The sequence below is a fragment of the Aliidiomarina sanyensis genome (genome assembly GCF_003987175.1).
In the GTDB taxonomy this organism is placed as follows: Bacteria; Pseudomonadota; Gammaproteobacteria; order Enterobacterales; family Alteromonadaceae; genus Aliidiomarina; species Aliidiomarina sanyensis.
Genome location: NZ_PIPM01000016.1, coordinates 24,693 through 45,827 on the forward strand (window position 1 = coordinate 24,693; position 21,135 = coordinate 45,827).

Consider the following 21,135-nt stretch of genomic DNA (forward strand, 5'->3'; position numbering starts at 1 on the left):
ATGTCAGGACAACTACGCCTTCAGGTGCTGCTTTCTGCAGTAGACAAGATAACCAAGCCGCTACGCTCGACTGGTGAGGCTGCCAGCAGAGCTTCTCAAAATATAAGAGCTACGCAAGGTCGCATTCGCGAACTAAACGACCAGGCCAAGCGCGTTGATGGCTTCCGCCAAACGCAAAACTCCCTGCAAACCACAAACCGAGAGTTGAACAGTGCCCAGCAGCGCGCTCAGCAGCTTTCACGTGAATTCAGAAACGCACAAAACCCGACAAAAGCGATGGCGCGCGAAATGAAGAGCGCCCAGGCAGACGTTCGCCGTCTGCGTGACCAGAAAGACTCGCTGACGAGAACTGCGCGCGAGCAACGCAACGCGCTGCAGCAAAGCGGTGTAAACACCCGCAACCTTGCGCAAGAGAGCCGCAACCTTCGCCAGCAAACTGACCAGGCAACACAGGCGCTTTCCAGACAAAAGCGCGAGCTACAGCAGGTAAACGAGCAGACCCGCAGGCTTTCTCAAGCGCGGCAGGCTTATGACCAGACCATGCAGTTCCGGGGGCAGCTTGCGGGCGTTGGTGCTCGCTCTGCAGCTGGCGGCTCTGCGGCGCTATATGCCGGCAGTAGAGCCATGGCCCCAGGCGCTGATTTTGACGCGACCATGAGCCGAGTGCAGGCTTTGACGCGTTTAGAAAAAGATTCTGCTGAGCTGGCCGCTATCAGGGCGCAGGCAAGGGAGTTAGGGGCCACCACCAGCTTTTCAGCAACAGAGGTCGGTGAAGGTCAGGGCTTTCTGGCCATGGCTGGTTTCGATCCTAAAGCGATACAAGATGCTATGCCCGCAATGCTCGCGCTATCCAGGGCGGGTGACCTTGCGCTAGGGCAAACGGCGGATATTTCATCCAATATACTTTCAGCCTTCGGTATGGCGCCTGCTGAGATGAATCGGCTTGCCGACGTTCTTACTGCGACAGCAACGCGAGCGAACGTAGATCTGAATATGCTTGGTGAAACGATGAAATACATGGCTCCTAATGCGCGGGAGCTGGGTATCAGCGTGGAGGAATCGGCGGCCATGGCTGGCTTGCTAGGGAATATTGGTATTCAGGGTAGCCAGGCGGGTACTACGCTCAGGGAAATATTCAATCGACTGGTAAGCCAAACAGGGCCCGCAGCGGCTGCAATGGATTCGCTAGGGCTCAGCACAAAAGATGCTGAAGGCAACATGCGGGCTATGCCGGCTATTCTGCAGGACGTCATGGACGCCACCAAAGAAATGGGAAATGCAGAGCGGGCGGAGGTATTGGCGCAGATATTCGGATCCCGAGCCGGCGCGGGTATATCCGAGTTGGTTAAGCAGCAAGGGGAAGGTGCGATTGAAGAGTTCGTTCGCATACTCGAAAATTCTGCTGGTGAAGCCATGCGAGTTTCCAATGTAATGGCTGACAACGCCAAGGGCGACATGCAATCCCTAAGCTCTGCATGGCAAGATGTTGGCATTCAACTATTCGAAACCAATGACACGGGAATCCGAGAGCTGATCCAGAATATAACCGAAGTGGTTCGCTCCGTTGGCTCATGGATGAAGGAAAACCCTGAGCTGGTTCGAACTATTACCATGGTTGCCGGTGCCACTGCCGCATTGGCCGCTGTAGGCGGCACGCTGGCCTTAACGATTGCTGGCCTGCTTGGTCCCTTCGCTATGATGCGATATGCCACCACCGTGCTGGGTATAAAGCTATTGCCCATGCTGGGGGCTGTGTTTAAAGGGTTGACTGCAATTACCCTGAAGTTTGGCGCCGCGCTGATGGCCACCCCGATTGGCTGGGTAATAGCGGGCATTGCTGGAATTGTCGCGGCCGTGATTCTGGTGCGCAAATACTGGGAACCGCTGACAGCGTTCTTTAAAGGCGTTGGCCGCGGAATAGTTGACGGACTTTCACCAGTGTTCGATGCAATACGCGCAATGGCGAGCAGCTTTAAAGGCGTGTTCGCGCCAATCATGCCAGCGTTAAGCCCTGTCATTGATGTGTTTAAAGGGCTTGGCTCAGTTATTAAGTCAGTGGCCGGCTGGTTCTCGGGGCTGTTAACGCCTGTGGAGTCCGGATCTGATTCTTTGCAAAAAGCAGGCTCTGCAGGTGAAGCGTTTGGCCGCGTTCTGGCGGCTATCATTAAGCCAGCTATTTACCTGGTAACCGCACCGTTCAGAATGTTGGGCGGGTTGGTTAAAGGCGCCATGTCTATTATGGACCGCTTTGGAGTGACGCTGAGCGACCTTTTCAAATGGTCGCCACTTGGCTTGATGGTTCGCGCCTTTGGTGGTGCGGTCGACTGGTTAAAAGGCGTAGACTGGCGGGGCGCAGCAAGTCGCAGTTGGGATGTGATGAAAACCATTTACCGATGGTCACCGCTGGGCTTGATGACCCGAGGATTCTCGGCGGCTTCCGAATGGCTTGGTCAGATTGATTGGGCGGGTAGAGCTTCGCAAGCATGGGATTTAATGAAAACCGTATTCAAATGGTCGCCACTGGGCTTGGTTGTTCAAGGGTTTACTGCGGTGCTTGATTGGATCCGAGAGGTTGACTGGCACGCGGCTGCAGTTGAAACGTGGGAGCTGATGAAAACCATATTCAAGTGGTCACCCCTTGGCTTGATTATGCAAGGCTGGCAGTCGACCTTTCAGTTCTTTGGTAGCTTGCCAGAGCGGTTTAATGGCTTTGGCGCTGAGATACTGAACGGCCTTATGGGCGGTATAACGGGCAAGCTGGCTGAGGTGCGCGACCGCGTTACCGGAGCCGCTGAATCCGTTGCAGGCTGGTTTAAAGAAAAGCTTGGCATTAACTCACCAAGCAAGGTGTTTCAGCAGTATGGTGATGACACCATGAATGGCTTGGCCATCGGTCTTGGTGACAATGCTGCGCCCATCAAGGAGATGGACCGAAGCATTGACAAGCTAAAAGCTGCAGCGGCTGGAACTATCATGCTTGGGGCTGTTGCCATGCCAGCGGCGGCGGAGCAGCAGCAAATAAACCAAGTGGTTGAGCCTGCGCGCATGGTGCAAATGCCGAACGGCACCATGATCATAACTCAGGAGCTGCAAGCCGCTTCACTGCCTGAGATTGAGGACGCCACACGCACCATTCGTGAGCGGGTTGAGTCAGCCGGAATGCCTGACAACTCTGACGTGATACGCAGAATAAACACGGACGAGCAGGCCTTTGTTCGGCAGCGCGCGCAGGTTTCCAAGCCGTCGCCTCAGCTGACCCAACAGTTCAGCACAGAGATTGCACCAGGGGCTATTGTTATTCAGGCTGCACCTGGGCAAAGCCCGCAAGATATTGCGCGTGAAGTTGCGCGGCAAATTGAAGAGAGAGACCGCCGCGCAGCTGCGCGCGAGCGTTCGCGTTTAGCTGACTTGGAGTAATTGCGCATGATGATGACGCTAGGGTTCTTTGTGTTTGAGCGAAGAACCGCACCTTACCAAACCCTTGAGCATGACAAAGCTTGGCGACACCCGGACAACCCCCGGGTGGGCGCCCGGCCATCCAGTCAGTTTACAGGGGTAGATAACGAATTTATAACGCTCAGCGGAGAACTGCGGCCAGAGGTTACTGGTGGCAGAGCCAGCCTGAACGAGGTCACCCGAATGGCTGACAGTGGTAAGTCTTACCCGCTGATAGATGGCGAAGGCTACACGTACGGCCATTTTGCAATTCTGGATATCAAGGAAACCAAGACCGAGTTTTTCAATGACGGCGCTCCCCGCAAGATTGAATTCAGCATGAAGCTAAAGCGTACTGATGATAAGTCACGCAACCGCATTGGCAGTGCTGACCTTGGCAACCTGAGCTTGGGTGCAAGTATCTTAGGCGGGCTGCGCTGATGCTACCCAAAAACAACGAGCGAAAGCAGCCGGCTTACAAGGTGGTGGTGAATGGCAATGACATTACCACCGAAATTAAAGACCGCCTGATTAATCTGAGCGTGGTCGACAACAAGGGCTTTGAGACCGATACCGTGGACATTGCTCTTGATGACAGTGACGGCCAGCTTGACATGCCCCCGCGGGGCGCAAAAATGCAAGTCTGGATTGGCTGGGCGGGTGAAGGGCTGACTGATAAGGGAGTTTTCACCATTGACGAGGTTCGACACACTGGGCCCGCTGACGTGCTGAGCATATCGGGTAAATCTGCAGACATGCGCGCAGGCCTGCAGCGGTTGCACGAAGAGAGTTATGACGACCTGAGCATAAAGGATATTGTTGAAATTATTGCCGGGCGCCATAACCTGCAAAGCGCTGTTGATGAACAATGGCAAAGTGAAGTGATTGAGCATATCGACCAGCAAAGTGAGTCAGATGCCGGCTTTCTTTCCCGCCTGGCTACCGAGTTTGACGCCATTGCTACGGTTAAAAATGAACGGTTGCTTTTCATTAAGTCTGGCGAGAGCAAGACAGCCAGCGGCATGCGCCTCAATGCGATCACAATTAAACGCCAGCAGGGCGACATGCACAGCTTCTCTGTTGCTGACCGCGAGGCTTACACTGGGGTGGTTGCTCAATGGCAAGATAACGACCGAGCGGAAATAGACAGCGCTGAAGTTTCCGGAAGCGACAATCAGTACATGGCCGGCGACAGCGAGAACGTAAAGGTGCTCAGGCATATTTACGCGAACGAGCGCAACGCAAAGCGTGCTGCACGGGCAGCATGGGATAAAATTCAACGCGGGGCGGCCAGTTTTACTGTGACTTTGGTGGAAGGTAATGCTGATTTGTACCCTGAAACGCCAGTGAAGGTAGAGGGTTACAAGCGCCAGATAGACGCTGCAGACTGGATATTGGTGCGAGTAACCCACTCGATTTCTGATGCTGGCTTCACGACAGCGTTAGAGATGGAAGTAAAAAACAGCGCGGTTCCTGACTAGGTTGCAAGCGCGTCGACCAGGGCCGTGATTGCGGCCCTTTCTTTTTCGCTGAGTTGTTCAATTTTTCTCATAAGCCCCTGAAGCGCTTCGCTTCCGCTTTCGCTGCTGCGCCTTCCGTGAATAACATAAAGCAAGTCAAGCCCCCTTTCCTGCGCGGTTATCAGGTATTTCAAGTCTGGTAGCTTCTTTGCAGTTTCGTAGTTGTGGTAAGCGCCCAGACTGTAATCGCCCAGTTCCGCCATTTTGGTTTGAGACAGCCCCAAGCGAGTTCTTTCTTCCGCCAAGCGTTTTGATATTGCCTTATAATTTTCATCGTTCATATAAATCACCGTTGACTTTTTGCATGAATATAGAAAGAATAGCTGTACTTATTTAACTTGCACAATGATACAGCCATGAATACTGCAAAAAAACAAGCACGTACATATTCCCCCCGGGGTGTCGCCTCGAAGCCTGTCTGGGTTCGCCTTATGCCTGAAGAGCTTGCAGAGGTTGAGCGCCGCGCGGATGAAAACTTCCGTTCGGTAAGCGCCCAGGTGCGCATGATGGTAGTTGAGTCCATTAGAGAAAAGAATAAATAACTGCCGGCAATGGCAAGAAGGAGTTAGCGACATGCAAAGTAACAAGCCCGCCCTGAACGGGAAAGTAAGATACACCACTCGGCGCTACAAGTGCCCTCACTGCGGTTCATGCGCCAAGGTTCGTTCATCCAAAGAGGAAAGTAAGCTTGTCACCAAGCGATACCTGCAGTGCCAGAACATCGAATGTGGCCACACCTACGCCACCATGGAAGAGATTGTTCACACCATTACCCCTTCAGCAATGCCTGACCCGTCTGTGAACCTTGAGGTTCGTGGCATAACAACAAAAACAGCAAACGGCTAAGCCCGCGTGCGTGGGTTAACGGGAGCAGCCTAATGAATTTAGAACTGAAGCGCGAGGTTTTACCTCGCCTTTTAAATGACTACGACTTTAAAGAGGGCGCTACGGGCTTTCTTCAGCAGGGGCGTTGCCCCAGTTGTGGTAAAAAAGAACTGTATGCAAACTCTGAGGCGCCTTGGGTGCTGCGTTGCGGCCGCCTGAATAAGTGCGGCTCTGAAATTCATATCAAGGACATTTATTCCGATCTGTTCAATAGCTGGTCAGAGCGATTCCAGCCAACACCACAAGACCCTATTGCCACTGCCAAGGCATACATGCGTGATGCGCGCGGTTTTCGCCTAGAGTTAATCAGCGGTTGGTTTAAACAAGGCTCTTACTGGTGCCCTAAGCGCGATATTGGCACCGCCACGGTGCTATTCGACCTGCCGAACGGCGCAACATGGGAGCGCTTTATTGATAAGCCCCAGCGCTTCGGCAAGATGAAGGCGAACTTTAAAGGCAGTTACCAAGGTTATTGGTGGGAGCCGCCTACGTTCGACATCAATACAGATGAAATCTGGTTAGTTGAAGGCATCTTTGACGCTATTGCGCTCGCGCATATTGGCATTCAGGCTGTTAGCTTAATGACCTGCAACAACTACCCTGACGTTGCGCTTGACCTACTGCAGAAGCGACTGGTTGAGAAAGGCGTTAAGAAGCGGCCAAAGCTGATATTTGCGCTCGATGATGGCAGGGCCGGCGAGACATTCACCCGCAAGTTCGTAGCAAAGTACAGAAAAGAAGGTTGGGAGTGTGGCGCCGCTCAGCCGCCAGCTGGGCGCGTTAAACTGGACTGGAATGAGTTGCTGCAGCGCGACCGCTTAAAGCCTGACGACTTCAAAGAGTACAAGTACCTGGGTGATTTGCTGATCGCGAAAAGTGCGAACGAAAAAGCAAAACTCATGTACCGCAAGACCGGCAAAAAAGAGTTCCCATTCAACAAGGACAACCGCCTTTACTGGTTCAAGATGGACTTGGACCGCTACAACAAAGCACTTGAACAGCTTATTGGTAGCCCTGACAACGAGGGCCGCAGCGAAGAAGAGCTAAAAGACGAAGCGCTAAAAGAATCCGGTACCGTGGTGGAAATCGCGGCCTGCTACCCCCAGGCGCTGTACTACCAGGCCAACGAACTAACTGATGAAAGCTGGTACTACTTCCGCGTTGCCTTCCCGCATGACGGTGAGAACGTGAAGAACACCTTTACCGGTGGCCAGCTTTCCAGTGCCAGCGAATTTAAGAAGCGTTTAATGGGTGTTGCCCCAGGCGCTGTTTGGACCGGCACAGCTGGTCAGTTAGACCGCCTAATGAAGGAGCAGCTTTACGACATTAAGCGCGTGCAAACCGTCGACTTTATTGGCTACAGCAAGACGCACCGTGCTTATGTGCTGGGTGATGTTGCCGTGAAGGATGGTCAGCTTTCCGTTCTGAACGAAGAGGACTACTTTGACCTGGGCAAGCTCAGCGTTAAAAGCCTGAACAAGTCAGTGGACCTGCACCTTGAAACCGACTTTAAAAAACTGAACAAGTCATGGACCAATACCCTGTGGAATGCCTTTGACGCGAAGGGCTTTGCGGCGCTGGCGTTCTGGTTCGGTTCGCTTTACGCAGAGCAGATACGTGAAGAACACAAAAGCTTTCCGTTTCTGGAGGTGGTTGGTGAGCCTGGTACCGGTAAGTCAACGCTGATTGAGTTCATGTGGAAACTCTGCGGCCGCCGTGACTACGAAGGCTTTGACCCTTCTAAATCTACGCTGGCAGCCCGGGCGCGTAACTTTAGCCAGGTGTCGAACATGCCGGTCGTTCTGATTGAAGGTGATCGCGGTGACGGTAAGGACGCGAAGCAAAAAGGCTTTGACTGGGATGAACTAAAAACCGCGTTTAACGGGCGCTCAGTGCGTGCGCGTGGCCTCAAGAACTCGGGCAACGAAACCTATGAGCCACCCTTTCGTGGTGCCATTGTTATTGCCCAGAACGCTGAGGTTCAGGCAAGCGAAGCGGTGCTTTCGCGTATCGTTCACATTATGACTGACCGCAAAGGGCAGACTGCAGCAACGCGCGAAGCTGCGCAAATACTTGAATCCATGCCGATGGAAGAAGTTAGTGGCTTTATGCTCAAGTGCGCCATGAATGAAAAGGCCGTGCTCGAGCACTTCAACGAAAAATATAAGCAGTACCGTAAACAGCTGGAATCACACCCAGAACTTAAAACCCAGCGCATCATGGGGACACACGCACAGATTATGGCGCTGGTGGACTGTTTGGCCATTGTGGCTGATGTTACCCAGCACCAGCTGGATAAGACCCGTGAAGAGCTTGTGCGCATGGCTGTGCAGCGTCAGAAAGCTGTAAGCGCAGACCACCCTGTTGTTCAGGAATTCTGGGATGTTGTGGATTACCTCGAGGACATGTTTGAAGAACCCCAGGTTAACCACAGCGCCAACGAAGACGAGATCGCAATAAACCTTAACCACCTTTCAGAAGTTGCCTTTGAGCACCGCCAGCAGCTGCCGCCAATGACAGAGCTGAAGAAGCTACTTAAGGCCAGCCGTAAACGTAAGTTTATCGGCCAGAAGGTGGTGAACAGCTCAATCAATCGCCGCTTTAACACCTTGCCGGGTGTGGCGCGCAAAAAGCCCACCAGTGTTAAATGCTGGGTATTTCACAGGGAGTCATGATCATGAATACCGTTTGGTTGTTAATGGCCAGATTCGAAAAGCCAAGCGTGCCTTTGGATCAGGTTTGTGAAGAGTTCTTTGGCATGAAGGAGAAGCAGGCGCGCATGTTGGCTTCAGCTCAATTGCTACCGGTGCCGGCATTCAAGCTGCGCGACTCAGAAAAGGCACGTTGGTTTATTGACGTACGCGACTTGGCTGAGCATATCGACAAGCAGCGGCAGGCGGCCAAGGATAATTTTTTAAAAGTGAATTCACCAGGGAGGCTGCATGGCTGATCCAGTAGATAGAGCTGCAGAACTGAATGAGTACATGCAGGAAAAGCAATTAGAGGCCGCGCGAGTGAAAGGCCCAGAGGTTCACGCAACAGGCTACTGCCTGAACTGCGGGGAAGACATGCCCAACAACCAGCGCTGGTGTGATGCCGATTGCCGGGATGATTGGGAGAAAGTTAATAATAGAAGACGTGGGGTACGTTAGATGAAAAATTTAGACAAGGACTATGCGCGCAAAAAACTGGAAATATTATTGCGTGACTTGGGGAGTTATAACGCCGATGAGTTCTGGCGAGAAATGTCACGTATTGCTAGTGGCGCAACGGGCGCGGTTCACGCTGAGGGTTTAAAGTCGGATATTGATTCTCTGGCTGGCTATATTCGTTTGTTTCTGGGTGTAGCTAAGCCTTTATGTGAGAACGCTGAGGAGCAAGGTGGGTATTATGAGGTTTTTTCTGATTCGATGGATGAATTGACGAATTTGTGCTTTAACCCGCCCCGGGCTTTCATTGAGTTTTCTCAGGTAAAAGGGGGTTAATATGTCTATTAAACTTTATGAATTTGAAACTTTCAGTGGAATTGTGACCCGGCTGGCAATAGATACTGAATGGAAAGATGAGCATTTCAGTTCATTATCTGAATTCTGCAAAGAACTAAACGAATACTTCGCTTATTCAGAATCTTACCTGAGGGATGCAAAAGGCTGCCATATAGAGGCGGCACTCAGGCGAATAGCGGAACTCGTTCCGCCTATGAAGTTAGGTGAAGGCCTTAATAATTATGGGGTATCAGTAGAGTTTTATCGTTACTTTGGCGAGGAGGCTTACCCAAATCTAGATGGTAGTAAAGGTATTTACTTTATCTCTACTAGCGCTTGCCCTGAAGACTTTGAAGTTGAGCTGAATGAGGTTAAAGAGCTGAGCAAAGATGAATTAAAATCGAATTTACCAACAGGTAATTTTTAAGGGGTTTAATGTGGCGAGTAGAGGTATCAACAAAGTTATTTTAATTGGCAACCTAGGCGCTGACCCGGAGGTTCGCTTCACGCAGAACAGTACCGCTATCGCTAACCTGAGCGTTGCCACCAGTGAAAGCTGGAAAGACAAGCAAAGCGGTGAACAGCGCGAGCAAACCGAGTGGCACAGGGTTGTTCTTTATCGCCGCCTGGCGGAGATAGCCGGCGAGTTCCTGCGTAAGGGCTCAAAGGTTTATATTGAAGGTCGCCTGCAAACGCGCAAATGGCAAGGTCAGGACGGCAAAGACAACTACACAACAGAGGTTATTGCAAATGAAATGCAAATGCTCGATTCCGCCGGAGCGAATCAAGGAGCTGGAGGATTCAGCGGCCATGGTGCGCAAAGCAATGATAGCGGGAATGCCAACGGCCAGACAGGCGGCCAGCAACCTGCGGGCGGCTATGTTGGAAATCAGCAAGGTTTCCAAGGTGGTACTAATGCGCAATGGCCAAATCCTCGCGGAGGTGGGAGTCACCCATAAAAATATGACCGGTCACCCACTGGTCACCCAAGACCGCGACAAAGCCTTATAAATTATAGTTTGTCTGTCCGGTCTAACATGGGCGCGACACTGATCATGCAAAACTCCTCTCTTCGGGCCGCGCATTTTACGTCAAATGAGCCGGAAAAAACAGCAAGCGACATCTGCCCTTGCCAAGCGGTCGAGTTTCCATGCTAAGATGCAAGGGCAGCTTGATGTTTTGAGTAAGGAATTATGAGTAGACAAGCAACTGAGCAACTCATTCAGCGTGCTGAGGCTATGTGCGAAAGACGCGGCGTACGACTGACCCCCACACGTAAAGAGGTATTTGCCCTGTTATCACAGCATGACGGTGCAATCGGTGCGTACGACCTCCTTGAACAACTCAAGCAGGAAATGCCAAACGCGAAGCCACCCACAATTTATCGCGCCCTTGAGTTCTTGCAAGCGCAAGGGTTCGTGCACAAAGTTTCATCATCGAACAGCTATGTACTCTGTTCCCATTTTGAGAAACAACACCCTGTGCAAATGCTCATTTGCTCACATTGTGGCAATGTGCAAGAAATTCACTCGAAGGGTGTGCATGAAGAGTTTCTTCAGCAGGCCCAGAAGAAAGGGTTCACCGTGCAGCAGCAAACTGTCGAGGCCATCGGCATTTGCGAAGCCTGCGCTGCTGACAGCGTGAATGAGGATGAAAGCGGATTACAATAATCCGAAGCGACAAATCAACAAAGGCGCCTAAGGCGCCTTTGTTGATTTGAGAATCGTCCGTTGCTCTGAGGTAAAGTCACCGACCGTCAGGATACCTCGCCCAACCCACTCACATCATGTCCATCAATATAGTGCAGGTTCACGCGGCGAGCGACGTTACAAAGTAACTCATAGGGGATCGTTCCCACGGTTTCAGCCACTCGTTCTACAGCAAGGTCGGGGCCCCACAGCTGTGCTGTATCACCAAGTTGCGCGCTCATGTGGGGGCCGAGCTCCACCGTGATCATATCCATGGCTACCCGACCCACCAAAGGATATTCCTTACCATTAATCCAGACTGGCGTTCCTTGGGGCGCATGCCGCGGGTATCCATCACCATAGCCAATTGCCACAATCCCAATCCACGTGTCATGGGGTGCAGTCCAAGCCGCACCATATCCGACCGACTCACCTTGATTGATTTTTCGAATTGAAATCAAGCTCGCTTGCAAATTCATGACCGGTTGCAAGGCAAGCTCTCGTCCTACCCCTCCGGGAAAAGGACTGATTCCGTATAGCGAAAGACCTGGGCGGACCCAATCATAATCCGGCGCGAGGGAAGCAAAGAGTGCGGCACTATTTGCCATCGAAGTCACTGACTCTGGGAGCACTTTCACTGCTTGCGCATAGCGTGCCAACTGTACCTGATTTTGAGGATGTGCCGGCTCATCAGCACAAGCAAAGTGACTCATAATCACCGGCTCGCCAACAACGTTTCTCGAGCCCTTTAATTGGGTATAGACTCGTTCCACATCCTCAAGATTGAGACCAAGGCGATGCATTCCCGTGTCAACTTTTATCCAAACCCGCATCGCTTGCGGCAGATTATCTGCTTGGAGTAATTGGTTGACCTGATGTTTGGTGTGCAAAACTGGCTGAATGTTACTTGCCGCCAACACCGGAATTTGTTTAGCCTCAAAAAAACCTTCGAGTAATACAATCGGTTGAGTCACTCCGGCATTACGCAATTGCAAGGCCTCGTCCACCCGAGCAACACCGATCGCATCGATATCCTGAAGCTCTTGTGCAATCCGTGAGAGTCCATGCCCATAGGCGTTCGCTTTTAAGATCGCAAGGACACGTTTCTTTCCGGCTTGGGTTCGAATTGTCTTTAAATTGTGGTGAAGCGCGCCGAGATCAATATCAGCCCACGCGGGGCGCATCACAATCAACTCGTGACGTTTTGAAGTAAGACTAGTCGTCATCAATCGCCGCGCCTGAATAATTATCAAATCGTGAATACTGGCCGTGGAACATCAGCTTAATCCGGCCAATGGGGCCGTTCCTTTGTTTTCCGATAATAATCTCTGCCAATCCTTTATCATCGCTTTCCGGGTGATAGACCTCATCCCGGTAAATAAACATGATGACATCCGCATCTTGTTCAATCGAACCCGATTCACGTAAATCTGAGTTTACTGGACGCTTGTCCGAACGTTGCTCAAGGGAGCGATTCAGCTGAGACAGCGCAACCACCGGGCATTTAAGCTCTTTCGCAAGCGCCTTTAATGAGCGCGAAATCTCTGCAATTTCGAGCGTTCGGTTTTCCGACATCCCAGGCACGGTCATTAATTGAAGATAATCGACCATCACCATGCTCACCCCACCATGCTCCTTGGCGATTCGGCGTGCACGGGAGCGGACCTCCGTGGGTGTGAGACCCGAGCTATCATCAATATAGAGTTTGCCCTTCTCCTTGAGCACTGTCATCGCTGAGCCAATTCGCGCCCAATCATCATCATCCAAATCACCCGTACGGACCGACGTCTGGTTCACGCGACTCAACGAAGCGAGCATCCGCATAATAATTTGTTCAGAAGGCATCTCGAGGCTGAACACTACGACTGGCTTTTCTTCATTGAGAGCTGCTCGCTCCACTAGGTTCATCGCGAAGGTCGTTTTCCCCATGGACGGGCGAGCAGCGACAATAATGAGGTCAGAAGGCTGCAATCCCGCCGTCTTCTTGTCGAGATCCGTAAATCCTGTCGATACACCGGTAACCCCGTTCAGCGTCGCGTTGTTCGCAAGATATTCGATACGATCTAAGGTCCGATCCAAGATACCCGAGAGGCTTTGTGGTCCCTCAGAGCTCGAACTGCGCTTTTCGGCAATCGCAAAGACTTTGGACTCCGCAAAATCAAGGAGTTCTTTGCTCGGACGACCTTGCGTATCGTATCCTGCCTCCGCTATTTCGTTCGCGACACCGATCATTTCACGAAGTAACGCGCGTTCACGCACAATATCTGCATATGCATTGATGTTAGCTGAGCTTGGCGTGTTCTTTTGAATCTCCAGCAAGTAGGCGGTTCCACCGACACGCTCAAGTTCATTGGTCAGCTCAAGCCGCTCGGTCAACGTAACGAGGTCAATCGGCTTGTTTTGCTCACTTAAGCGATGCATTGCAGCGAAAATCATACGATGAGAGAGCAGATAAAAATCATCCGTAATTACTCGCTCAGCAACATTATCCCAAGCCTGATTATCGAGCATCAGACCACCGAGGACCGATTGCTCCGCTTCAATTGAATGCGGGGGAGTTTTCAGCGCATCAAGCTTCGCGTCGTTTGTTTTTGGCGTTCTCGACGATGAATTCTTTGTAGCCACAGAGTTCGCTTCCAAATTGCTTTAAAGGGATGAAATTGGGTGGGCCGTGCCTTACGACCGACGTTTGATAATACACAGGCCACAAAAAAAAAGCAGCACCGAGGTGCTGCTTTTATTGGAAAGGATATGTAATCCTTACTCGCTTGCTTCCACTTTCAAAGTGACAGCAGCCAGTACGTCTGCATGAAGTTGCAGTTCGATTTCGTATTCGCCAACTTCACGGATGGTTCCGTGAGGCATTAGAATCTCGCTCTTCTTCACTTCAACGCCAGCCGCAGTGATTGCATCCGCAATATCACGCGTACCGATTGAACCGAACAACTTACCTTCGTCGCCCGCTTTAGAAGCGATTACGATTGTGTCCAGTGCGTTGACTTTCTCAGCGCGATCTTCTGCTGCTTTCAAATCAGCGGCCAATTTAGCTTCCAATTCAGCACGACGCTGCTCAAACATTTCCACGTTTGCTTTGGTAGCTGGAACGGCTTTACCTTGTGGGAACAGGAAGTTACGGGCATAGCCAGACTTCACAGTGACCTGGTCGCCCAGGCTTCCAAGGTTTGCAACTTTATCAAGAAGGATAATATTCATCGTTACAGTCTCCTTTACTTGTGGCCATCAGTGTATGGCAGCAAGCTCAGGTAACGGGCACGCTTGATTGCGCGAGCCAGCTGACGCTGATACTTAGCTGAAGTACCGGTAATACGGCTAGGGACGATCTTACCAGTTTCAGTGATATAGTTTTTCAGCGTAGCGATATCTTTGTAATCGATCTCTTTTACGCCTTCTGCCTTAAAGCGGCAGAATTTACGACGACGGAAAAAACGAGCCATGGTGTTCTCCTGTTAAACCTGTATTAATTTCTGAGCATGAAGGATAAGTCGGGGGACTCCTTTGGCATTCTCATGTCGCTGGAGAAAGCCGCTGACTTCAATTTCATGTCCCAGAGTTAGTTTCGTAGACCAAAGTTCTGCTTCTTCACCACTCACCACCGCTTGGATTCTTACATAACACTGTCGCGTTAAACCCGCTTCCATCTGCAACGAACGGTGTTCAATTGCGAGGAGTAAGTGGGGAATCCCTGCTGGGCTTCGCGTGAGTCTAGGTGCTTTTACAAGGCTTCCTCGAATCACGAGTTGGTTAATGGCAGTACCTTGAGCTGTAGCCGACATCACTCAGCAGATGCAGTCTCAGCTTTCGCTTCACGGCGGTCTTCTTTTTCCTTTGGCTTAGCAAAAGGTGAAGGCTCGCTGATGGCTTCGTCTTTACGCATAACCAGGCTGCGCAGTACCGCATCGTTGTAACGGAAGTTGGTTTCCAGCTCGTCAACAACTTCTGAAGTCGCAGCGATGTTCATCAGAACATAGTGCGCTTTGTGCAGTTTGTTGATTGGGTAAGCCAGTTGCCGACGGCCCCAGTCTTCTAAACGGTGAACTTCACCGCCAGCAGATTTCACAGTCTCAGTGTACCGCTCGATCATGCCAGGGACTTGTTCGCTTTGGTCTGGATGGACCATAAACACGATTTCATAATGACGCATAATTGCTCCTTATGGATGAAAGCCTAAGTGCAGCTCAGCCCGGCTGACGTGAAGGCAAGGAACTTGAAACTTTATAGTTGGGCTGATTCAAGCCGGCGCATTGTACGCAAGATGAGCAATGAGCGCAAGTAAAATGGTGGGGTTCGCGGCCCGCATCACCGAGCGGGTGCGTCCGCGATTTCTTGATTGATAAGACGAAATAATTGCTCTGATAAGAGAAGGCTCGCGCCTGTTGGTCCTTGCACTACTTTACGATAACCCAGCAGCGTTCCCTCAGGTTGACGCCCCTGCGGTCCCACATGAACACTCGCATTCGCGCGAAGTCCTTCAGACGCAAACTGAACCTCCACTTGAACCACATAGGCTGCGGCAGCTTCCTGACTCACCATTCGATAACTATGGTGGGTCTCCATCCGATACCGTAAGTCATCCATAAACGGCTGTAGCTGCGGATCCTGCGAATCCGATTGCACTGACAAATAAACCGGAGGACGATGGGTTTGCATGGTTTGATCTGAGGTTCCAATCCATGCAAACACAAGCAAAAAAGCAACCACACCCACCGATAAAAAAATTGGTACAAGTTGCTGTAATGGCTTTCTTTCCACCATTAGGCTCCTTGCCCAAGTCGTTGCCGGACAACCTCAAATAAACACACGCCCGCGGCAACCGAAACATTCAAGCTGCTTACTGTGCCAGCAAGTGGGATCGCGACTAAGTCATCGCACAATTCTCGTGTTAGGCGACGCATCCCGGTGCCTTCAGCGCCCATTACCAGTGCAACTGGCCCCACAAATTTGTTCTCATACAGCGTTTGAGTGGCCTCTCCTGCTGTCCCTGTGACCCATACTCCTTCATCTTTCAACAGGCGAATTGCCCGCGCAAGATTTGTTGCAACCACGAGAGGTACCACTTCCGCTGCACCACTGGCCACTTTTCGCACGGTGCTATTTAACCCTGCAGATTTATCTTTAGGCACGACCACAGCGGTCACCCCACTGGCATCCGCAGTTCGTAAACAGGCGCCTAAATTATGCGGATCGGTGACTTGGTCTAGCACCAAAAACAGTGCTTTTTGCCCAGCTTGTTGGCACAATTCAGGTAAGTCGTTTTCTTGATACTGGCGAGCGGGGGTCACAAAAAGCAGAACCCCCTGATGATTCCCTTCAGAGACTCGGTCATCGAGCGTTTTTCGATGACAAAATTGCGGTCTGACTCCCATTGCACGTGCAGCTTTAATAATCTCTTGAACCGCCGGATCGTCTCGGTCTTTTTGCACAAATAATTCAATTGCTCGCTCGGGATGGTGTGCCAGAACAGCAGCAACCGAGTGGATACCGAACACTACATCATTTTTACTCATTACGACCGCCGCTTTTTCTGTTTGGCCGGGCCTTTACCCGATTTTTTTCCCGAATGTTTTTTTGCGTTCTTGTTCCCTTTACCATCACTTCGTTTCCCGCGGGACGGACCTGAACCTTTGCCGCTCGGTTTTCCACCGCGCGAGGTTCCTTTTCCTCGCTCACTGCCTTTCCCGCGGCTTCGTTTCAAGTCAACACGTTTGCGCGGCGGTAAAGCAGCAGACGAATGCTCTACAGCGAGCAATTCAAAATCGATCTTCCGCTCGGCCAAGCTCACACTCGCCACTTTCACGGTCGCTTTGTCGCCAATCCGGTAGACTTTCCCAGAGCTCTCTCCCACCAGTAAATGGCGGTCCGCATCATAATGATAATATTCTTGGGTCATGTTGGAGATATGCACCAAGCCATCAATCATGAGATCGTTCAAGCGGATAAACAGACCAAAGTTGGTCACCGACGAAATAACCCCTTCGAACTCGTCCCCGACATGGTCCTGCATGAACTCACACTTCAAGAATTCGTCGACTTGCCGTGTCGCATCATCTGCCCGACGCTCCGTATGGGAGCAATGGGGCCCAAGTTCACCTAGCGCACTTTCATCGTAGACGTGCTTGCCCTCCAGACCTGGCATACCCGGTAACGTCTCGCTGAGAATTCGCTTAATTTCCCGATGCAAGATCAGATCAGGATATCGACGAATCGGTGATGTGAAATGAGCGTAGGCTGCCAGACTAAGACCAAAGTGCCCTCGATTCTCTGCGCTGTATACCGCTTGTTGGAGTGAACGCAGTAGCATGGTCTGAATCAACTCACGATCTGGGCGATCAGCGACCTGCTCCAATACCTTGGCAAAGTCCTCAGGCGTGGGATCACCTTGAATGGGCATTGTGAGACCTAATTCACCCAAAACCATTCGAAACGCCATCAAGCGATCTTCATCCGGTAAGTCGTGGACGCGAAACAACGCGCCCCCGTTGTGCTTTTCAACAAACTGGGCGGCTGCCACGTTTGCCATGATCATACATTCTTCAATCAGCATATGTGCCTGATTGCGATACACGGGAACGATCCGCTCAATTTTGCGTTGGGCGTTAAAAATAAAGCGTGTTTCCACCGTATCGAAATCAATCGCACCGCGCCGATCCCGAGCTTGCCGCAATACCTTATACAATTGTTGTAGGCTTTCTAGATGAGGAACCACTGCATCATATTCTTTGCGTAGCGCAGGATCACCCTCAAGAATGGCGGCGACTTTTGTGTAGGTGAGTCGCGCGTGTGAGTTCATCACCGCTGGGTAAAAACTATATTCCATGAGTTTACCACGCGCACCAATCACCATCTCCGCAACCATACACAAACGATCAACCTGTGGATTGAGGGAACACAATCCATTCGATAGCTTCTCTGGTAGCATCGGAATGACTTGTTGCGGGAAGTACACTGAGTTTCCGCGTCCGTGGGCTTCTCTATCTAGCGCTGTTCCCGGACGTACGTAGTGACTAACATCCGCGATAGCAACCCACAGCCGGAATCCCTTTCCGTCCGGTTGACAATACACAGCATCATCAAAGTCACGCGCATCTTCACCATCGATCGTCACCAAAGGGAGTTTGCGCAAGTCAACTCGCCCGTGCTTGTCGGACTCGAGTACTTCATCAGGAATCTTATCGGCTTCGCGTTTTAAATTATCGGGCCATTCGTGCGGTATACCATGTTCTCGAATCGCAACTTCTATCTCCATCCCTGGGGCAAGGTGATCACCAAGAATCTCTTTAATACGAGCAAGTGGAGAGGAGCGCCGGCTCGGACGTGCGAGGACTTCAGCGACCACCATTTGCCCGTGGCGTGCGCCGTTTACGTGCTCGGGCGGTATAATCAGATCTTGGCCTTGACGGGTATCATCGGGTACCACAAGTGACAAACCCTGCTCAAAGAAATAGCGACCAACAATCTCGCGTTTCTCGTCACTTAGGCTACGAACCACTCGAGCTTCTCGGCGCCCCTTGGCGTCGGCACTGCCCGCTTTCACCAACACGCGATCCCCATGCATCACCAGTTGCATTTGGTGATACGGGAGGTAAAGATCCTGCCCACCTTCGTCCAGTTGCACAAATCCAAATCCATCACGGTGGCCAATTACCACCCCTTTTTTCAAATCCATGCGGTCTGGTAGGCCGTACGCGTCGTTGCGCGTATATACCAGTTGCCCGTCTCGCTCCATCGCCCGCAAGCGGCGCTTCACACCAATTTGTTGCCGTTCATCGTTCAACTTAAAGTGAGAAATGATATCTTGGTACGGGACGGGTTTTATTGCTTTTGTGATGACTTCCAGCATGGCTTCGCGTGAAGGAATCTCTACGTCATATTGCGGTGTCTGGGAAGTCGAATCTTGACTCATATATTTTCTATCCATTTTTGTTGCTGAATTCCGCGGTACGGAACTCGAATTCTGATAAGTATATCATTTGCACATCTTCTATGCGTAATTACCAATCTCTCAAAGTTTAAAAAACCTGCTAATCTTCAATACGTTTCCCTTAAAACATTCATTACTCAGCCAACACGAGGTTTGTTATGCAACGAATACTCTCGGTTATACTCGCTATCCTCTTTCTTGCCGCCTGTGGCGAGGCGCCTCCGCCGGAGACTGCATCACCTGAAGTCACAACACAAACCGAAGCCGCGCTGACCGAAAGTGAGCGTTTGAATCGGTGGTTTGACGAGCGGTTCGAAGAGAATCTTCAAAATAGTCCTCTCCAGCTCACCATGATGGGACGTAAAGAACGCTACGATGAAATTGATGAAGTCTCTCTCGAAGCCCAAGAAGAACAGCTTGCGTGGTTTGAGCGCACCGCTGTCGAGTTGCAAGCCAATTTTGACTACACCCAGCTCGATGCGGAAGCACAGACCTCCTATGACCTCTGGCTGTATAATGTCGAGCGGATGCAACAACAATATGAATATCGTGACTTCGGCTATTTAATTCATCAAATGTCGAGCATGCCGGTCAGCGTCGCACAATTTATGATTTCTTTTCACCGCGTTGACGATGAAGATGATCTCAAAGCTTACATTTCTCGTCTCAATCACCTCGGCGATCGACTGAATACCATCACGGAGCAAGCTCAGCAGCGCGCAGAAAAAGGGATTCGTCCCCCTGATTTTGCGTACAAAGGCGCGATTGAACAACTGGCAAACCTAATTAAAGGCGCCCCCTTTGCGGATAATGGAGGTGAGCGCTCACCTCTGTATGCCGATGTCTATCAAAAAGCCATGGCCCTGTACGAAAATGGAGTTCTCAGCCAAGAGCAAGTTGAGGCACACTTGCAGGACGCTCGGGACGCATTAACCAACTCAGTCGGTCCAGGTTACATGGAAATGATTACGTGGTTGGAAACAGACCTTGAAAATGCCGCTTCAAATCCAACCGGTGTTAGCAAGTTCGAGGGCGGAAGTGACTACTACGCACACATGCTCTGGATCCACACCACAACTGAGTTAACCGCCGAAGAAATTCACCGCATTGGCTTGAATGAAGTTGCGCGAATTCAAGACGAAATGCGAGAAATTATGACGCGTGTTGGTTTTGAAGGCACGCTTGAAGAATTCTTTGAGTTCGTCTTAGAGGACGACCAATTCTACTATCCAAACACCGACGAGGGTCGCCAAGCCTACCTAGATGATTCGAAAGCCTATCTTGATGCCATCAATGAGCGGTTACCTGAATTCTTTGGTATTTTGCCTCAGGCCGATTTGGTCGTTCGTCGCGTGGAGTCCTTCCGTGAGCAAGATGGTGCGCCCCAGCATTACTTCCCTGGAACACCCGACGGCTCTCGGCCAGGGATTTACTATGCACATCTTTCCGATATGCGCGCGATGCCCAAAATTGACATGGAAGCCGTGGCGTATCATGAAGGAAATCCGGGGCATCACATGCAGATCTCGATTGCTCAAGAGCTGACCGGTGTTCCTCGTTTCCGCACACAAGACCGTCACACGGTGTATGTCGAGGGTTGGGCGCTCTATGCTGAGTTACTCGCCAAAGAAATGGGTGGTTATGAAGATGACTATTCCGATTTTGGTCGTCTTATCGCAGAAATTTGGCGTGCGGCACGTCTGGTCGTTGATACCGGAATGCATGCGCTCGGTTGGACACAACAAGATGCGGTTGAATATTTCCGTGCGAATACGCCCATCACCGAGGGCTCGATTCAAGCTGAAGTCCAACGCTACCTCGTTTGGCCTGGCCAAGCGACCGCTTACAAGATCGGTATGATGCGAATTCAAGATCTCCGAGCAGAAGCTGAATCAGAACTCGGCGAGTTGTTCGATATTCGCGCTTTCCATGATACGGTGCTCGGCGGAGGCTCGCTGCCTCTCCCCTTACTCGAGGCACGGGTCCGCAATTGGATTGAGACCGTTCAAACCGGCGTAAACCCGGAATAACCAACGATTCTCAATCATCGTTGTTAATCGAGTAGGAGGAGGCCTCCTGGCCTCCGTCCTCTCACACCACCGGGCATACGGTTCCGTACCACGGCGGTTCATAGGTTACATTTGAGCTGATGGTAACTGTCCATCAGCGATACCAGACCCAGT

23 protein-coding genes are annotated in these 21,135 nt (G+C 51.2%); 13 read left to right on the forward strand and 10 right to left on the reverse strand.

What is annotated here, in order from left to right:
• From CWE11_RS10870 to CWE11_RS10880, 3 genes are read left to right on the forward strand one after another with little or no spacing between them, the layout of a single operon-like run.
• Positions 1-3,417: a phage tail tape measure protein gene (locus tag CWE11_RS10870; RefSeq protein ID WP_126777655.1), complete on the forward strand. Its 3,417-nt coding sequence runs from the start codon at positions 1-3 to the stop codon at positions 3,415-3,417.
• A 6-nt stretch (positions 3,418-3,423) separates the two neighbouring features.
• Entirely contained in the window at positions 3,424-3,876 is a 453-nt protein-coding gene (locus CWE11_RS10875) for a phage tail protein (protein ID WP_126777656.1), read from the forward strand.
• A gap of 47 nt (positions 3,877-3,923) precedes the next feature.
• The gene (locus CWE11_RS10880; RefSeq protein WP_241971785.1) at positions 3,924-4,916 is read left to right on the forward strand and encodes a contractile injection system protein, VgrG/Pvc8 family; all 993 of its coding nucleotides are present in this window, start codon (positions 3,924-3,926) and stop codon (positions 4,914-4,916) included.
• On the opposite strand, the gene CWE11_RS10885 is transcribed toward CWE11_RS10880, so the two are convergent.
• Entirely contained in the window at positions 4,913-5,236 is a 324-nt protein-coding gene (locus CWE11_RS10885) for a helix-turn-helix domain-containing protein (RefSeq protein WP_126777658.1), read from the reverse strand. The genes CWE11_RS10880 and CWE11_RS10885 overlap by 4 nt on opposite strands.
• A gap of 75 nt (positions 5,237-5,311) precedes the next feature.
• On the opposite strand from CWE11_RS10885, the gene CWE11_RS10890 reads away from it, so the two are divergent.
• The 9 genes from CWE11_RS10890 (at position 5,312) to zur (ending at position 10,995) form a co-directional block, all read left to right on the forward strand.
• Positions 5,312-5,497: a hypothetical protein gene (locus CWE11_RS10890; protein ID WP_126777659.1), complete on the forward strand. Its 186-nt coding sequence runs from the start codon at positions 5,312-5,314 to the stop codon at positions 5,495-5,497.
• Between the two features lie 31 nt (positions 5,498-5,528).
• Positions 5,529-5,801, forward strand: coding sequence for an Ogr/Delta-like zinc finger protein (locus tag CWE11_RS10895; protein WP_126777660.1), 273 nt, complete (start codon positions 5,529-5,531; stop codon positions 5,799-5,801).
• A 32-nt stretch (positions 5,802-5,833) separates the two neighbouring features.
• Entirely contained in the window at positions 5,834-8,515 is a 2,682-nt protein-coding gene (locus tag CWE11_RS10900) for a toprim domain-containing protein (RefSeq protein WP_126777661.1), read from the forward strand.
• Between the two features lie 2 nt (positions 8,516-8,517).
• A complete protein-coding gene (locus CWE11_RS10905; RefSeq protein ID WP_126777662.1) occupies positions 8,518-8,790 on the forward strand; it encodes a pyocin activator PrtN family protein in 273 nt (90 codons plus the stop codon).
• Entirely contained in the window at positions 8,783-8,992 is a 210-nt protein-coding gene (locus CWE11_RS10910) for a TraR/DksA C4-type zinc finger protein (protein WP_126777663.1), read from the forward strand. The genes CWE11_RS10905 and CWE11_RS10910 overlap by 8 nt, the downstream gene beginning before the upstream one ends.
• Positions 8,993-9,325: a hypothetical protein gene (locus CWE11_RS10915; protein ID WP_126777664.1), complete on the forward strand. Its 333-nt coding sequence runs from the start codon at positions 8,993-8,995 to the stop codon at positions 9,323-9,325.
• Position 9,326: 1 nt separating this feature from the next.
• Positions 9,327-9,752 (forward strand): DUF2528 family protein, encoded by a 426-nt coding sequence (locus CWE11_RS10920; protein WP_126777665.1) that lies wholly within the window; start codon positions 9,327-9,329, stop codon positions 9,750-9,752.
• A 10-nt stretch (positions 9,753-9,762) separates the two neighbouring features.
• Positions 9,763-10,284 carry a single-stranded DNA-binding protein gene (gene ssb / locus CWE11_RS10925; protein WP_126777666.1) on the forward strand — a complete coding sequence of 174 codons (522 nt, stop codon included), beginning with the start codon at positions 9,763-9,765 and terminating at the stop codon, positions 10,282-10,284.
• A 234-nt stretch (positions 10,285-10,518) separates the two neighbouring features.
• Entirely contained in the window at positions 10,519-10,995 is a 477-nt protein-coding gene (gene zur / locus CWE11_RS10930) for a zinc uptake transcriptional repressor Zur (RefSeq protein ID WP_126777667.1), read from the forward strand.
• An 86-nt stretch (positions 10,996-11,081) separates the two neighbouring features.
• Here the strand turns inward: zur and alr are convergent, their stop codons facing one another.
• The 9 genes from alr to rnr all read right to left on the reverse strand — a co-directional run bounded on the left by alr (position 11,082) and on the right by rnr (position 18,934).
• Positions 11,082-12,239 (reverse strand): alanine racemase, encoded by a 1,158-nt coding sequence (alr, locus tag CWE11_RS10935; RefSeq protein WP_241971786.1) that lies wholly within the window; start codon positions 12,237-12,239, stop codon positions 11,082-11,084.
• Entirely contained in the window at positions 12,229-13,638 is a 1,410-nt protein-coding gene (dnaB, locus tag CWE11_RS10940; protein WP_126777668.1) for a replicative DNA helicase, read from the reverse strand. Before dnaB ends, alr begins: the two co-directional genes overlap by 11 nt.
• A gap of 135 nt (positions 13,639-13,773) precedes the next feature.
• Positions 13,774-14,226: a 50S ribosomal protein L9 gene (gene rplI / locus CWE11_RS10945; RefSeq protein ID WP_126777669.1), complete on the reverse strand. Its 453-nt coding sequence runs from the start codon at positions 14,224-14,226 to the stop codon at positions 13,774-13,776.
• A 14-nt stretch (positions 14,227-14,240) separates the two neighbouring features.
• Complete coding sequence (rpsR, locus tag CWE11_RS10950) at positions 14,241-14,468, reverse strand: 30S ribosomal protein S18 (protein WP_007419241.1); 228 nt, start codon at positions 14,466-14,468, stop codon at positions 14,241-14,243.
• Between the two features lie 12 nt (positions 14,469-14,480).
• Positions 14,481-14,807, reverse strand: a complete 327-nt coding sequence (priB, locus tag CWE11_RS10955) for a primosomal replication protein N (protein ID WP_198675635.1) — start codon at positions 14,805-14,807, stop codon at positions 14,481-14,483.
• Positions 14,807-15,175, reverse strand: a complete 369-nt coding sequence (rpsF, locus tag CWE11_RS10960) for a 30S ribosomal protein S6 (protein ID WP_126777670.1) — start codon at positions 15,173-15,175, stop codon at positions 14,807-14,809. The genes priB and rpsF overlap by 1 nt, the downstream gene beginning before the upstream one ends.
• Before the next feature lie 155 nt (positions 15,176-15,330).
• A complete protein-coding gene (locus CWE11_RS10965; RefSeq protein WP_126777671.1) occupies positions 15,331-15,786 on the reverse strand; it encodes a hypothetical protein in 456 nt (151 codons plus the stop codon).
• Positions 15,786-16,538, reverse strand: a complete 753-nt coding sequence (rlmB, locus tag CWE11_RS10970; protein ID WP_126777672.1) for a 23S rRNA (guanosine(2251)-2'-O)-methyltransferase RlmB — start codon at positions 16,536-16,538, stop codon at positions 15,786-15,788. Before rlmB ends, CWE11_RS10965 begins: the two co-directional genes overlap by 1 nt.
• Entirely contained in the window at positions 16,538-18,934 is a 2,397-nt protein-coding gene (rnr, locus tag CWE11_RS10975; RefSeq protein WP_126777673.1) for a ribonuclease R, read from the reverse strand. The genes rlmB and rnr overlap by 1 nt, the downstream gene beginning before the upstream one ends.
• Positions 18,935-19,110: 176 nt before the next feature.
• Between rnr and CWE11_RS10980 the strand changes: the two genes are divergently transcribed.
• On the forward strand, positions 19,111-20,982 hold the full coding sequence (locus CWE11_RS10980; protein WP_126777674.1) for a DUF885 domain-containing protein: 1,872 nt from the start codon (positions 19,111-19,113) through the stop codon (positions 20,980-20,982).
• The last annotated feature ends 153 nt before the right edge of the window (positions 20,983-21,135 follow it).

Bases quoted from the DNA above. Each gene is read 5' to 3' on its own strand.
- rpsF (WP_126777670.1), bottom strand. From the start codon at position 15,175: ATGCGTCATTATGAAATCGTGTTTATGGTCCATCCAGACCAAAGCGAA.
- CWE11_RS10885 (WP_126777658.1), bottom strand. From the start codon at position 5,236: ATGAACGATGAAAATTATAAGGCAATATCAAAACGCTTGGCGGAAGAA.
- CWE11_RS10965 (WP_126777671.1), bottom strand. From the start codon at position 15,786: ATGGTGGAAAGAAAGCCATTACAGCAACTTGTACCAATTTTTTTATCG.
- rlmB (WP_126777672.1), bottom strand. From the start codon at position 16,538: ATGAGTAAAAATGATGTAGTGTTCGGTATCCACTCGGTTGCTGCTGTT.
- CWE11_RS10910 (WP_126777663.1), top strand. From the start codon at position 8,783: ATGGCTGATCCAGTAGATAGAGCTGCAGAACTGAATGAGTACATGCAG.
- rnr (WP_126777673.1), bottom strand. From the start codon at position 18,934: ATGAGTCAAGATTCGACTTCCCAGACACCGCAATATGACGTAGAGATT.
- CWE11_RS10890 (WP_126777659.1), top strand. From the start codon at position 5,312: ATGAATACTGCAAAAAAACAAGCACGTACATATTCCCCCCGGGGTGTC.
- CWE11_RS10875 (WP_126777656.1), top strand. From the start codon at position 3,424: ATGATGATGACGCTAGGGTTCTTTGTGTTTGAGCGAAGAACCGCACCT.
- CWE11_RS10900 (WP_126777661.1), top strand. From the start codon at position 5,834: ATGAATTTAGAACTGAAGCGCGAGGTTTTACCTCGCCTTTTAAATGAC.
- rpsR (WP_007419241.1), bottom strand. From the start codon at position 14,468: ATGGCTCGTTTTTTCCGTCGTCGTAAATTCTGCCGCTTTAAGGCAGAA.
- CWE11_RS10980 (WP_126777674.1), top strand. From the start codon at position 19,111: ATGCAACGAATACTCTCGGTTATACTCGCTATCCTCTTTCTTGCCGCC.
- CWE11_RS10920 (WP_126777665.1), top strand. From the start codon at position 9,327: ATGTCTATTAAACTTTATGAATTTGAAACTTTCAGTGGAATTGTGACC.
- rplI (WP_126777669.1), bottom strand. From the start codon at position 14,226: ATGAATATTATCCTTCTTGATAAAGTTGCAAACCTTGGAAGCCTGGGC.
- CWE11_RS10895 (WP_126777660.1), top strand. From the start codon at position 5,529: ATGCAAAGTAACAAGCCCGCCCTGAACGGGAAAGTAAGATACACCACT.
- CWE11_RS10905 (WP_126777662.1), top strand. From the start codon at position 8,518: ATGAATACCGTTTGGTTGTTAATGGCCAGATTCGAAAAGCCAAGCGTG.
- CWE11_RS10915 (WP_126777664.1), top strand. From the start codon at position 8,993: ATGAAAAATTTAGACAAGGACTATGCGCGCAAAAAACTGGAAATATTA.
- CWE11_RS10870 (WP_126777655.1), top strand. From the start codon at position 1: ATGTCAGGACAACTACGCCTTCAGGTGCTGCTTTCTGCAGTAGACAAG.
- priB (WP_198675635.1), bottom strand. From the start codon at position 14,807: ATGTCGGCTACAGCTCAAGGTACTGCCATTAACCAACTCGTGATTCGA.
- alr (WP_241971786.1), bottom strand. From the start codon at position 12,239: ATGACGACTAGTCTTACTTCAAAACGTCACGAGTTGATTGTGATGCGC.
- zur (WP_126777667.1), top strand. From the start codon at position 10,519: ATGAGTAGACAAGCAACTGAGCAACTCATTCAGCGTGCTGAGGCTATG.